The sequence below is a fragment of the Flavobacterium sp. DW-iso2 genome (assembly GCF_058725285.1).
Map to the genome: position 1 here is coordinate 75,731 of NZ_JBZXDY010000002.1, position 14,162 is coordinate 89,892.

At 34.4% G+C, this 14,162-nt stretch carries 10 protein-coding genes; 4 read left to right on the forward strand and 6 right to left on the reverse strand.

The features are described 5' to 3' along the window. Window positions 1-131: 131 nt before the first annotated feature. The 3 genes from rpsB to rplM all read right to left on the reverse strand — a co-directional run bounded on the left by rpsB (window position 132) and on the right by rplM (window position 1,978). Complete coding sequence (rpsB, locus tag AC4PRO_RS01800; protein WP_074721863.1) at window positions 132-965, reverse strand: 30S ribosomal protein S2; 834 nt, start codon at window positions 963-965, stop codon at window positions 132-134. 171 nt (window positions 966-1,136) lie between these two features. Further along, complete coding sequence (gene rpsI / locus AC4PRO_RS01805) at window positions 1,137-1,523, reverse strand: 30S ribosomal protein S9 (protein ID WP_074721861.1); 387 nt, start codon at window positions 1,521-1,523, stop codon at window positions 1,137-1,139. Beyond that, window positions 1,523-1,978: a 50S ribosomal protein L13 gene (gene rplM / locus AC4PRO_RS01810; protein WP_074721859.1), complete on the reverse strand. Its 456-nt coding sequence runs from the start codon at window positions 1,976-1,978 to the stop codon at window positions 1,523-1,525. The genes rpsI and rplM overlap by 1 nt, the downstream gene beginning before the upstream one ends. A gap of 342 nt (window positions 1,979-2,320) precedes the next feature. Between rplM and AC4PRO_RS01815 the strand changes: the two genes are divergently transcribed. After that, window positions 2,321-3,346, forward strand: coding sequence for a LacI family DNA-binding transcriptional regulator (locus AC4PRO_RS01815; protein WP_492116076.1), 1,026 nt, complete (start codon window positions 2,321-2,323; stop codon window positions 3,344-3,346). 105 nt (window positions 3,347-3,451) lie between these two features. Here AC4PRO_RS01815 and polA read toward each other — a convergent pair whose 3' ends face one another. Then, on the reverse strand, window positions 3,452-6,292 hold the full coding sequence (gene polA, locus AC4PRO_RS01820; protein ID WP_492116077.1) for a DNA polymerase I: 2,841 nt from the start codon (window positions 6,290-6,292) through the stop codon (window positions 3,452-3,454). A gap of 347 nt (window positions 6,293-6,639) precedes the next feature. On the opposite strand from polA, the gene AC4PRO_RS01825 reads away from it, so the two are divergent. From AC4PRO_RS01825 to AC4PRO_RS01835, 3 genes are all read left to right on the forward strand, one after another. After that, a complete protein-coding gene (locus AC4PRO_RS01825; RefSeq protein WP_492116078.1) occupies window positions 6,640-8,127 on the forward strand; it encodes a phage tail-like protein in 1,488 nt (495 codons plus the stop codon). Between the two features lie 165 nt (window positions 8,128-8,292). Further along, window positions 8,293-9,528, forward strand: a complete 1,236-nt coding sequence (locus AC4PRO_RS01830) for a metallophosphoesterase (RefSeq protein WP_074721853.1) — start codon at window positions 8,293-8,295, stop codon at window positions 9,526-9,528. 74 nt (window positions 9,529-9,602) lie between these two features. Further along, entirely contained in the window at window positions 9,603-9,899 is a 297-nt protein-coding gene (locus AC4PRO_RS01835; RefSeq protein ID WP_074721851.1) for a thioredoxin family protein, read from the forward strand. 17 nt (window positions 9,900-9,916) lie between these two features. Here the strand turns inward: AC4PRO_RS01835 and AC4PRO_RS01840 are convergent, their stop codons facing one another. Beyond that, the gene (locus tag AC4PRO_RS01840) at window positions 9,917-10,564 is read right to left on the reverse strand and encodes a polysaccharide deacetylase family protein (protein ID WP_492116079.1); all 648 of its coding nucleotides are present in this window, start codon (window positions 10,562-10,564) and stop codon (window positions 9,917-9,919) included. Between the two features lie 90 nt (window positions 10,565-10,654). Then, window positions 10,655-13,966, reverse strand: a complete 3,312-nt coding sequence (locus tag AC4PRO_RS01845) for a glycosyltransferase family 117 protein (protein WP_492116080.1) — start codon at window positions 13,964-13,966, stop codon at window positions 10,655-10,657. Between the last annotated feature and the right edge of the window lie 196 nt (window positions 13,967-14,162).

A 14,162-nucleotide genomic window follows, 5' to 3' on the forward strand; every position in this document is an offset into this window, starting at 1 on the left:
TTTTTTATAAGGTTAAAAGTAAAAATTCCAATTCCTAAATCCCAAATTCCAATTTTATCAAATTATCAACTTATTGTTTCTAATTTTTATTCTGGAATTTGGAATTTAAAATTTGGAATTTAAATATTGTTTTATTCTTCAGTTGCTGGAGCTACTGTGTCAGCAGCCGGAGCTACAGTCTCAGTTACTGCTGGAGCTGCTGTTTCAGTTGCTACTGGAGCTACTTTTTCAGCTGCTGGAGCCGCTTTTTCAGTTGCATCTGCGTCTTTATCAGAACCTCTATCAGAAAGTCCTTCAACAATTGCAGCTGTTACTAAAGTTAAAATTTTATCGATTGATTTAGAAGCATCATCATTTGATGGAATTACGAACTCTACTTCACGAGGATCAGAGTTAGTATCAACCATTGCAAAAACTGGAATGTTTAATTTTTGAGCTTCTTTTATTGCGATGTGTTCTGCTTTGATATCTACTACAAATAATGCAGCTGGTAATCTTGACATATCAGAAATTGAACCTAAATTTTTCTCTAATTTAGCACGAAGACGATCAACTTGTAAACGCTCTTTCTTAGAAAGGGTCATGAATGTACCATCTTTCTTCATTTTATCAATAGTAGCCATTTTTTTAACAGCTTTACGGATAGTCACGAAGTTAGTTAGCATTCCACCAGGCCATCTTTCAGTGATGTAAGGCATGTTTGCAGCTTTTGCTTTTTCAGCAACGATGTCTTTTGCTTGTTTTTTGGTAGCAACAAATAATATTTTTCTACCTGATGCAGCGATTTTTTTCAAAGCTTCATTAGCTTCTTCAATTTTTGCTGCAGTTTTATATAGATTGATAATGTGAATACCATTACGTTCCATATAAATGTAAGGAGCCATGTTTGGATCCCATTTTCTAGTCATGTGTCCGAAGTGAACACCTGCTTCTAGTAATTCTTTTACTTCTACTTTGTTTGACATTTTTTGTACTAGTTTACGTTCTGTTGATTAGCAATGTATGAATGGCGATTTCTCGGCTAAATACATTTAGATGCTAAACTAATTCCTACCTCGGTAGGCAACAACAACATTGTTTTAAATTCAATAATAAACTCAATAAGTCTTGAATAAATGTATTCAAGACAGGCAATATTAACGTTTCGAGAATTGAAATTTCTTACGAGCTTTCTTCTGACCGAATTTCTTACGTTCAACCATTCTTGGATCTCTTGTCAATAAACCTTCTGGTTTCAAGATAAGTCTGTTTTCAGGATTCACTTCACACATAACACGTGCTAATGCCATTCTTACAGCTTCTGCTTGTCCAGTTGAACCACCTCCATAAACATTTACTTTTACATCAAAGTTAGTTGCATTTTCTGTCATAGACATTGGTTGCATAACTTTGTACTGTAAAGTAGCTGTTGGGAAGTAAGTTGCGAATTCTTTTTTGTTTACAGTGATTACTCCTGTTCCTTCCGAAACATAAACACGTGCAACAGCGGTTTTTCTTCTACCGATTTTGTGAATAACTCCCATTACTTAAGATCGTTAAGGTTAACTGTTCTCGGTTTTTGCGCACCTTGTTTGTGCTCTGAACCAACAACAACATTTAAATTTCTAAAAAGTTCAGCACCAATTTTATTCTTTGGTAACATTCCTTTTACAGCTTTTTCTACTAGTAATGCAGGGTTTTTTGATTGCAATACTTTAGCAGTTAAAGTTCTTTGACCTCCTGGGTAACCTGTGTGACGCATGTAAATTTTCTCGTCCATTTTGTTACCTGTAAGGTTGATTTTCTCTGAGTTGATAACAATTACGTTATCTCCACAGTCAACGTGCGGTGTGTAACTTGGTTTGTACTTACCTCTTAAAATCATAGCGACTTTTGAAGCAAGACGACCTAAGTTATGCCCATCAGCATCTACAACAATCCACTCCTTTGTAACGGTGGCTTTGCTTGCTGATTTTGTTTTGTAGCTTAATGCGTCCATAATATTATTTTAATTAAACATTCCATCCCCATTAAAGGGGATGCAAAAGTACAATTAATTATTTTAAATACAAATACCTTAAAAGAATAATTTTCACTCGTTTTGCCACTGATTATCAATCGTATATTTGATGCGGCATGGATTAGTTCTCTTTTGCAATTATACATTGTGGCGACTTTCTATTTTTATATTACTTTTGTTATCGAAATAATTTTTATATTGCGAAGTGGTAATGAAAGTTCATTAGCTGAAAAACAGCTATTCGCAATAAAAAAAACTATTATTTAGCAGGTTAAGATGGATTTCTCTTAAATTGCTTGTAAAGTTAACAACTACTTAATTATGAAAGTCAAAGCAACTCTAAAACAAATAGCGAAAGAACTTAACGTTTCTGTTTCTACAGTTTCAAAAGCACTTAATGATAGTCCTGAAATTAGTGATCAGACAAAAATTAAAATTAAGGAATATGCAAAGTTAAAAAACTATAAGCCCAATGTGATTGGTTTAAATCTTAAAAATCGAAAAACAAAAACAATAGGGGTTATTATACCCAATATTCTTAATTCTTTTTTTGCCAAAGTGTTTAGCGGTATCGAAAAAGTAGCAGATGAAAAAGGATATAACGTTATTATGTGTATTTCTAATGAATCCATGGACAAGGAAGCGCATACTTTAGAAATGTTGAGTAATGGTACGATAGACGGATTTATTTTATCAGTGTCTGAAGAAGCGCAAAAACTGCATGAATACAATCACTTTTCGGCAATTATCAATGATGGCACTCCTATCGTTATGTTTGATAGAACTGCGGATGGTATTGAATGTGACAAAGTGATTGTTGACGACTTTGATTCGGCGTTAAATTCTACGCAGCGATTAATCGATTTGGGATGCAAAAATATTGCTTTGTTGTCCTCGGTAGATAATTTGAGTGTGGGAAAATTAAGAGCTGAGGGGTATTTGAAAGCTTTAAAGGATAATAATATTCCAATAAATAAAAATATAATTCTTCGTACAGATTCAGAAGAAGATTTGAAAAGTAAAATTGATGCTGTTTTTGATAATAATGCCATTGATGGTGTTTTTGCCTTAGAGGAAAATGACTCTGTCGCAGCTTTAAAAATGGGCTTAAAGAAAGGATATAAAATTCCTGAGGAACTTTCTATAATAGGTTTTGCTGACGGGATATTAGCTTCAAGACGATTGACACCAAGTTTAACCACCATAAGTCAACACGGAGTTGAAATTGGCGAAGTAGCTGCTAAATTACTTATTGACAGATTAGAATCGAAAGAGGAACACATTCCTTATGAAACGGTGGTGATAAAAACGAAACTTAAAGAAAGAGAGTCTACCAGAAAAGGGTAGTTATAAGTAAGGATATTTAAAACATAAAAAAAAAGTCCATTTGAAAGTTTAATTTTCAGATGGACTTTTTTATTTTAAACGCTATTGAGTTTTAATTTTTAACGTCTAATGCGCTTCTAGCCAATCTTTACCCATTCCTAATTCTACAGTTAAAGGTACGTCAAGTTTAAATGCATTTTCCATTTCGTGCTTAATCATCGGTTGGATTTTTTCTAATTCACTGTTGTGTGCATCAAACACAAGTTCATCATGAACCTGTAGTAACATCTTACTTTTCCAGTTTTCTGAAGCTAGTTTTTTATGGATGTTGATCATGGCAATCTTAATAATATCAGCTGCGCTTCCTTGTATCGGGGCATTTACTGCATTTCGTTCTGCGCCGCCACGCACCATGGCGTTTTGAGAATTAATGTCTTTTAAATAGCGACGACGTCCCAGGATGGTTTGAACATAGCTGTTTTTGCGTGCAAATTCAATTTGCTCTTGAATATAAGATTTCAATCGGGGATAGGTTTTGTAATAGGCTTCTATCAAGGCGGCACTTTCGCTTCTTGACAATGAAGTTTGATTGCTCAGTCCAAAAGCCGAAACCCCGTATATAATTCCGAAGTTTACTGTTTTTGCGTGACTTCGTTGCTCACGAGTGACTTCTTCTAAAGGAACATCAAATACTTTTGAAGCTGTAGATTTATGAATGTCTTCATTATTTAAAAACGCTTTTATCATGTTTTCCTCTCCACTCAAAGCTGCAATAATACGCAATTCGATTTGGGAATAATCGGCAGAGATTAAAGTGTAATTTTCGTCTCTGGCTACAAATGCTTTTCTAATTTGCCTTCCTCTTTCTGTACGAATGGGGATATTTTGAAGGTTTGGATTATTAGAACTCAAACGACCCGTTGCGGCTACAGTTTGCATATAATCGGTATGAATGCGACCGGTGATTTTGTCTACTTGGTTGGGTAAAGCATCAACATACGTGTTTTGCAGTTTTATTAGTTGTCGCCAATTCAAGATGTCTTTCACAATTGGATTATCATTGGCTAAATAACTCAGTACTTCTTCACCTGTGGCGTATTGTCCTGTTTTGGTTTTCTTTTGTTTGGCTCCGCCAATTTTTAGTTTGTCAAATAAAACTTCACCCAGTTGTTTTGGTGAAGCTAAATTAAAGGAATGGCCGGCAGTTTCATAAATGGTTTTTTCCAATGATTTGATGTCATTGTCCAATTCTTTAGAAAGCGATTTTAGAAAATCGACGTCCACACGGATACCTTCCTTTTCCATATCGGCCAATACTTTTACTAACGGAATTTCAATTTCGTCAAAAAGCTTTTTGGTTTCTGTTTTGTCTAACTCAGCGGTAAATATTTCTTTTAATTGGAGTGTTACATCTGCATCTTCAGCAGCGTATTCTTTTATTTCCTCTAATGCGACTTCGCGCATCGACTTTTGGTTTTTTCCTTTTTTTCCAATTAAGTCTTCAATAGGCTTTGGGGAATATTTCAAATAAGTTTCGGCCAGAATATCCATATTATGGCGCATATCTGGATTGATCAGATAATGAGCAATCATGGTGTCGAATAATTTTCCTTCTACAGTAATGTCATAGTTGGAAAGTATTTTTAAATCATATTTCAAATTTTGTCCAATTTTCTCAATGTTCTCATTTTCAAAAAAAGGAATAAACTTTTCTATCAGCGCTTTTGCCTCATCCTGATTTTCTGGAAATGGAACATAAAATCCTTTTCCTTTTTCGAAGGAGAAAGAAATTCCCACTAATTCAGCATGCAAGGCATCTAGTCCAGTAGTTTCCGTGTCAAAGCAAACAGAAGTTTGTTTTAATAAATTTTGCAACAATAATTTTAGCCCTAAATCTCCTTGAATAATCTGATAAGAATGTTCAGTATCGGCTAAGGTGTTGTAGTATTTATGGTGGGTTTCTTCAGAAGATTCATCAGAAATTGCACTACCAAAAAGATCAAACTGGTCATCGTTTTTTTGTTGGGCTTTTTTGGGTTGGTCGGAATCATCAGTAGGCTTGCTTGCAGTTGCTGTTCCTCCTTTTTTAAATATAGCATCAAACTGCTCAGCCATTCGTCTAAATTCTAGCTCATTAAAAAGAGCGTCAGTTTTTTCAACATCTGGAGTGGATAATTCATAATCCTTTTCATCAAAAACAACTGGGCAATCGAGTAGGATAGTTGCTAAAGTTTTAGATAAAATACCTTTCTCTTTGTTAGCCTCGATGTTTTCTTTCATCTTTCCTTTTAGCTTGTCTGTATTAGCCAAAAGGTTTTCCATTGATCCGTATTCTTTCAAGAATTTCTTAGCGGTAACTTCTCCCACACCGGGTAATCCGGGAATGTTGTCTGCTGCGTCGCCCATCATTCCTAGAAAGTCAATTACTTGTTCCGGTCTCTCAATTTGGAATTTTTCCAATACTTCTGGAACCCCCCATATTTCTATACCATTACCCATTCGGGCCGGTTTGTACATGAATATATTTTCAGAAACTAGTTGCGCAAAATCCTTGTCAGGAGTGACCATAAAGACTTTATAGTTCTCTTTTTCGGCTTGTTTTGCAATAGTTCCTATCAAATCATCGGCTTCATAGCCTTTGACTTCTATAATAGGAATGTGCATAGCTTTCAATAAGGATTGAATGTATGGAACGGCAATCTTAATGGCTTCAGGGGTTGCATCACGATTTGCTTTATACTCTGGGAATATCTCATTTCTTAATTGGCTTCCGCCATTATCAAAAGCAACTGCCAAATGATCTGGTTTTTCTCTTTTGATAACATCCATCAAGGAGTTCATAAAACCCATAATGGCCGAAGTATCCATTCCTTTAGAATTGATTCTTGGGTTTTTTATAAAAGCGTAGTACCCGCGGAAAATTAAAGCATAAGCATCGAGTAGAAAGAGACGTTTTTGTTCTGACATGATTGTGATTTTGTAAAGATTTCAAAAGTACAAAACTTAAAAGATAAAGATGGAACGGATTTTAATATTTCTAAAAATCGGTATGGTAATTTCATGATTTTGAAATTTTTTAGCAAGCAAATACTATTTGTAGGGCGTTTGTTACTTTCATTCTTGAAACAGATTTGGTTTAAAATCAGACAGTTATATTTGTAGTATTTAGATGATAATTTAATTGATTTTAACGTTTTAAGTTAAATAAATATGCGTTTTGTCGACGTAATGTGTATTTGGTCGATATATTGTATATGTTTGTAAAGCGGTTTTATGGCTCGTCGGGCTTAGATATAAATTATAATATGCATGTTATGAAAAACAATTACTCTGCTAAAAAGGTATTACTAGCCTTAATGTTATTTTTTATTGTAATAACTACAAATATGTTTGCTCAAGTAGGTATTGGAACAACAAGTCCAAGTGCATCTTCTATGTTAGATATCACATCGACAACACAAGGAATGCTCACGCCACGAATGACAACTGCTCAGAAGATTGCAATTGTTTCTCCTGCTAATGGATTAATGGTTTATGATACAGATTTAAAAGGTTTGTCGTATTATGATTTACCTGCAGCGACATGGGTTAATAATTCTCAAGGAAGAAGCAACTTTAAGCGTATCAAATCTACAGATGTTCTAGCGACTGTTCTTGCTGCCGAAAAAACAGCTGGAGGCGGCACAAAATACGTTTTAGACTCTCAAACTTTATACGAAATAAATGGTACGGTCATGGTTGATTTACCTATTGAGTTAAATAATGCTTATGTGGTAGGGTTAGATTCTAGTGATGATAAATTAGTTAAATCATCAGGAGATTTATTTGTAGGTACAACAGGAGGTTCTATAAGACTATTAACTTTGGTTGCTACTGCAGGTAATGTTTTTAATATTATAGGTACAGGTTCAATTGGTGCAGGCACGCAGACTCAAAACTTAATTTTAAGAGATGGTATTATTGCAAGTTCCTCAAATGTAGGTAAAATCGAAAATTTTGCCTTAGTATTTGTTAGTATTGTACAGTTTGCTAGTAATACAACTGGAATTGTTTATAAGGACATCAGTAAGTTGTTATTGAGTAATATGGGTTGGTTCGGGAATAATAGTGGGACCTACGAGACGTTCCAAGGAACTTTTGGACTATTAGGAAAAACAGGAGGGTTTAGTGAAGTAGTAGGTGCGAAAATTGGTGTTGATGTTTCTTCAAATCCTACAATTTCAGGTGATGGAATGATGAGTGAAGTAGTTTTTACAGGAACTTTAACTACCGGACAATATGTAAAAGGATATACAACTGGAAGTTATGTAGGTTATAATTTTAATAATAAATGGGTTATTACTTGTCCGGGGATACCTGTTGAAGGGGATGCGGTAGCAGTAGGGGATGCTAGTAACGATTTGGGAGTAGGTACCGGTTCTTCAACTACACTAAACACAAGTACTGCAACCAAATTAACAGGGGCAACAGTATCAAACAACTTGTATCGGTTTTCTAGGGGAGGTGTTGATAATAGATTACAATACTTAGGTAATAAAAAAAGATATTTTAAAATAAGTGGAGCTTCCTCTTTTCAGGCTAGTGCAAATTCAACAATATATATATTTTACATTGCAAAAAATGGGGTAGTAATCAATCAATCGAAGGTTTATGTAAGTTCTAATTCAACGTCTGACGTGCTTGCGGTACCTTTTCAATCAATTGTTGAGCTGGCCCCTAATGATTATGTCGAGGTTTTTGCGCAACGATTTAATGGTACTGGTAATATATTGACAGTATCTATGAATCTTATAGTAAATTAAAGTACTTGGTTTAGTTAGCAAGAAAGGTTAGTGTGATTGAACATGCTAACCTTTTTTGTTTTTCGTGTTATTAAATCATGACTTTTGTGTTTTTAGTTAAATTTTGATTAATTTCAAGAGAAGCTATGTTCTTAATTTGTTATTTTGTCAAAAAAAATAATTATAATGATTTTTCGTATCGTGTTTTTAAGTCTTGTCCTTATTATAATAGAGCTTTATGCATTTCAAGCATTAAGAACATTAATTAAGCTAAAATGGGTTTTAGTATCTTATCAGATTATTAGTGTATTGGTTTTTATATTTATTGTTTATTCTGTTATGCAATTTGATCGCTCTGTGGGCCAAACGAAGCAGACGATGTTTACAATGGGTTTAGTGCTTTTAGTTTATGTTCCTAAAATGGTATTGACTCTAGTATTACTTGGAGAAGATCTATTTAGATTAGGTACCGGATCCATAAATTATTTTATAGAAAATAATGATAAAGCAGCCTTTTTTGCCTCGAGAAGAAAATTTGTAAGTCAGGTTGGGCTAGGATTAGCAGCAGTCCCATTTATGTCTTTAATATATGGAATAACCATTGGGAGGTATAATTATAAGGTAATAAAACAACGCATCTTTTTCCCAGATTTGCCAGATGCTTTTGATGGTTTTACCATTACACAAATATCAGATGTTCACAGTGGTAGTTTTGATAATCCAGAGAAGATTAATTATGCAATCGATTTGGTAAATGAACAGAATTCTGATATGATTTTGTTTACCGGTGATATTGTCAACACAGATGCTAAGGAAATGCATCCTTGGTTAGAAACCTTCAATAGAATTAAAAAACACGAGTACGGTAAGTATTCTGTTCTTGGAAATCACGATTATGGTGAGTATGTTACTTGGCCGACAGAGGCGGCTAAAGAAGACAATTTTCAGGCGATAAAAAATCTTTATGGACAAATTGATTTTAAGTTATTATTGAATGAGCATACCTATATAGAGAAAGGCAATGATAAAATTGCATTAATAGGAGTGGAGAATTGGGGGCAAAATTTTAAAAAAGCGGGTGATATTAATTTGGCTTCACAAGGGGTGCATCAAGATGATTTTAAAATCTTAATGAGCCATGATCCAAGTCATTGGGATTACGAAATCAAAAACCATGAAAAGAATTTTCACTTAACACTCTCTGGTCATACGCACGGGATGCAATTTGGAATTGAAATTCCAGGTTATTTTAAGTGGAGTTTAGCTCAATACGTTTATACGCAATGGGCTGGTTTGTATGAAAACCTAGGAAGATATGTTTATGTAAATAGAGGATTTGGCTTTCATGCTTATCCTGGCAGGGTTGGAATAATGCCCGAAATTACGGTCATTGAACTAAAAAAAGGTAAGAATGTAGCATAATTAGTTAAAAATGCTACATTTGTACTTTAATGTCTGTTTTTTAAGTAGATTTAAAAATTAAATTCGTTGGTTTTATGTCAAAATTTGGAGAACTTATAAGCGCACAAGTGCCTGTGTTGTTAGATTTTTACACAGATTGGAATGAGTCATCTGTTTCTATGCATCCTGTAATAAGAGATGTGGCAGCAGCCCTTGGCGACAAGGCAAAGGTTATTAAGATTGATGTCGATAAAAATCAGCAATTAGCTGATGCTTTAAGAATTAAAGGGCTTCCTACTTTAATGATTTATAAGGAAGGTCAAATGATTTGGAGACAATCAGGTGAGCTAGATGCTAATACTCTTATCAGTATAGTACAAGAGCAATTGTAATACTTTTTCTTCTGTTGTCATATAACTTCACATCTGAAGTTGTTTTTATCTAAATAATCTAAGACTTTTGGCAGTGTATATTCTAGGTTTTTGAATGCTTTTACACTGTCATGAAATACAATTATACTTCCTGGTTTTATATTCGAGGTGACATTTTTTAAACATCTTTCTTTTGTGATTGTTTGATCAAAATCAGCACTTAGAACATCCCACATAATTATTTTGTACCCTTTGTTTTTTAATTTTTTTGCTTGTATGGATTTAATTTTTCCATAGGGAGGGCGAAAGAGTTTAGAGGCTGAGTTACTGGTTCCAATTGTGTGGTTTTTAATCGAATTAGCACAAAGTGAAACATTGGCGCTATAGTCATCTGAGGAAGTTTGCCATCCGTTTAAATGATTGAAAGTGTGATTGCCTATGGCATGTTTCTTCTGTATTAATTTTTCAAAAATAGAGAGGTGGGCTTCAATGTTTTTTCCAATGCAGAAAAAAGTTGCTTTGGCGTTGTACAAATCTAGCTGTTCCATAACCCATTCCGTAATTTCTGGAGTGGGGCCGTCATCAAATGTCAAGTAAACTTTATTTTCAGTATTTGGCAAGTCCCATATATAGTGAGAGAATAATTTCTTGATTAGTGAATGTGTTTTAATCCAGTAAAAACTCATCTTGGTATTTGTTTGGATCAAAATTAAAAAAAAATGCAGCAAAATTTCTAAATTTTGCTGCATTTTTTAAAAGATATTTATGGGGCTACTTTATTCTCTTTCGCGTCCGAAACGTTCGAACATTTGAATATAAGTATTAAATACAGTTCTATTTTTATTATAGAAATTCAAGTCTCCATTTTCTTTCATTACTTGCAATAAGCTTCTGTAGCGTTCAAGGTCTGTGATAATATCAACAGCTAAGCTTGATTGTTCTGAAGAGCTTAATTTACTGTAGTAATTAAGGTTGTCTTTGTATTTTGCCATTAATTTTTCTAAGAGATCTTGTGCTTTGGTTTTTTCACCCACTTGGTAATACCCTTTTGTAAAAGGTTCTACTAAGGAGTAATAGCCAAATTTATCCAATGGCATTTTTGTCATAGACAATTCAATAATCTTTTTTGCCTTATCGAATTTTCTTTCTACAATCAATTGATCCATTAATCGAGCAAGATTTGTTCTGTATGTAATACTCTCGCGTCTCGTTTCAGGGTCATGGTAAATTTTGTCGCTATCGCTATTACCCCAATCCCATTTCATAACATTGTTGTACATTTTGTCAGAATCAATTTGTCCCATGTCTAATGGGCTACCATCTTTAGAGATTACATTTTTTACAGGAACTAATTTATAGACCATTCCGTCGAGTTGCAGGTAGTTTTTCATCCAGATGTAGTCATCATCATCAAAAGAACCAGCGCTAAAGTAGATGGGTCTTTTCCAATCGTTGTTGGCTACGATGTCAAGCATCATTAATCGGTTTTTATACAAAGCGTTCCCTTTGATGTCGATGTCAATATAAGGTACAATTGAGTCATAATATTTAGGTGCAACTACCTTGTTTTGTATGATTGCATTTTTATCAACAGGAATTCTGATTTTATTAGTTGGATAAAAATGAATCGTTTGTCCGTTTTGCATACCAACAGTAGATTTTGGATTTTTAATGAAGTCCATTAAATCTTTGACGTCCCATCTGCTTTCTGTTTTTGGAATGTGCGCAACGTAATCCAATTTGTCCCCTACATACTGATCGTGTGTAAAAGAGATTGGTAATGGTTCAGCTTCGTATGTTTTCATTTTCATTTGGTCGATATACCAATCGGTCATAAAAAGACTAGTATTTACAATTTTAACGTCAGTCCTTACGTGTTCTATTTCCTGTGCGTACCACAATGGGAAAGTGTCATTGTCACCTATGGTAAATAGAATTGCATTAGGATCACAGGAGTTAAGATATGCTTTTGCCATTGCAGTTGCCGTATATTTTCCTGAACGGTCATGATCGTCCCAATTTTGGGACGCCATAAGCACAGGAGCTGCTAGTATGCTTGCAGCAATAATTATTGGCCCTGCTATTTTTGGGGCTAAATATTTTTGGGCACTTTCATAAAGCGCATACACTCCAAATCCTATCCAAATCGCGAAAACATAAAAAGAACCCACTAAGGCATAATCGCGCTCTCGTGGTTCAAAAGGTCTTTCATTTAGATAGATTTTTAAAGCAATACCAGTGAATAAGAATAAAGTCAATAAGACGTAGAAGCTTTTGCGGTCTTTAGTGGCATGATACATTAATCCGATAAGTCCCAAAAGGAATGGGAGAAAGTAATAGGTATTACGTCCTTTGTTCTGTAGGACATCAGCGGGTAAATTATCTTGTGAGCCTAGGTGTAACTCATCCATAAATTTTATGCCGCTAATCCAGTTTCCGTCTAGACTATCGTATCTTCCTTGGTTGTCATTTTGACGTCCAACAAAGTTCCACATCAAGTACCTCCAATACATATAGCCAAACTGGTATTCGAACATAAAACTCAAATTGTCTACTGTTGTTGGTTTTTCTATTATCAAATAGTCTCCGTAACTTTTTAGGAATTTTACATAGCCATCATTGTCGATCTGCTTTTGAGCGTAGGCAGTTCTAAACTCTGCAACCGTTTTTCTGATTTCATTCTTTAATTGCCCAATCGCTTTATTATAGTCTTCTTCAGACAATTGATTTACATCAATTCCGTATTTGGCTAAGTCTTCTTCATAAGGGTAATCAGGATTTAGTTCGAATTCAGGAGCATCTGTAAAGTTCATATAATTAGCTATATGATCGGTACTCCACATTCTAGGCAAAATCGTTTTGTGATTGTCATCGCTATTTTGCACAGCATTTTTAAAATTATTTACAATTTCATATTTCCCAGTTTTATAATTTCTTTCGTAGTTGGGAGCTTTGTCAAGATATGGGTTGTTTTTGTCTAAACCTGCAAAAACTTCGGTGTACTGAGGGCCGTAAAACAAAGGGTTAGACCCATATTGTTCTCTATTGTAATAAGCGAGTACCTCACGTGCATCTGACGGTTTGTTTTCATTGATGTTCACATTGGCATTAGCACGAATAGGTAACATCGTCCAGGTTGAAAATCCAATTAAGACGAACAGAATACATAAAATCAACATATTGTAGGTTACAAGACCTTTGTTGTTAGTGTATTTTAAGCTGAAATAAAATGCGGCCGCAAGAAGGACAGTAACTAGAATAGTTCCAGAGTCAAAAGGCATTCCTAAGGCATTAACCGTAAAAACCTCTGTTGACGCAAAGAAAGACATCGTTAATGGTAGAAGTAGTTTGAATATAAATAACAGTATGGAAATAACTACAACATTAGCAATGATGAAGTTTTTTATAGTAACTGTTTTGTAATGCTTAAAGAAATACAATAGTCCGATTGAAGGAATTGTTAAAAGGGCCATAAAGTGCACTCCAAATGACAGCCCAATTACTAGTGAAATGATCAATAACCATCGATTTCCTCTTGGTGAATCCATGTCTTGTTCCCAGCGTAAACCCAGCCAAAAAAGTAAGGATATAAAAAGAGAGGCCATAGCGTAAACTTCAGCTTCTACAGCATTGTACCAAAAACTATCAGAATAAGTATAGGCCAAAGCGCCAACAAAGGAGCTCCCTAGAATTACAATAGCGTTACTTGTGTTTAATTGTGTTGTCTCGTCTTCTTTTAGATTTGGTTCCGTTGTTCTCGAAATTAATTTTTTCAAGATCATCGATGAAGACCAAAATAAGAATAAAATAGTAAAGGCACTTGAAACGACAGAAGTCATATTCACCATTAAGGCGATATGTTCGTTATCAGAAGCAAACATTGCAAAGAAGGCACCAATCATTTGGAACAAAGGTGCTCCGGGAGGATGGCCTACTTCAAGTTTTGCGGCGGTAGCGATATATTCTCCGCAATCCCAGAAACTCATTGTGGGTTCAACCGTAAGGGTATAAGTTATTAATGCGATGACAAATGTAAACCAACCTATGATCGTATTCCATTTATTGAAATTGAATGGCGCCTTATTCATGTATTGAAATTTAGTTATATTTTAAGTTACAAAGAAAATGTTTTTTTATTTAAGGCAGGAAAGATTATCGAAAATTTCTGTCAAACTATTTATTTTGGTAACATATTGGTTTTTAGTAATTTTCAATTTGAAGGTGATTTGATTTGATTTTTTTTGTGTGTTTTTTGAATAAAAAGTTCAAAAAAGTTTGCACAAC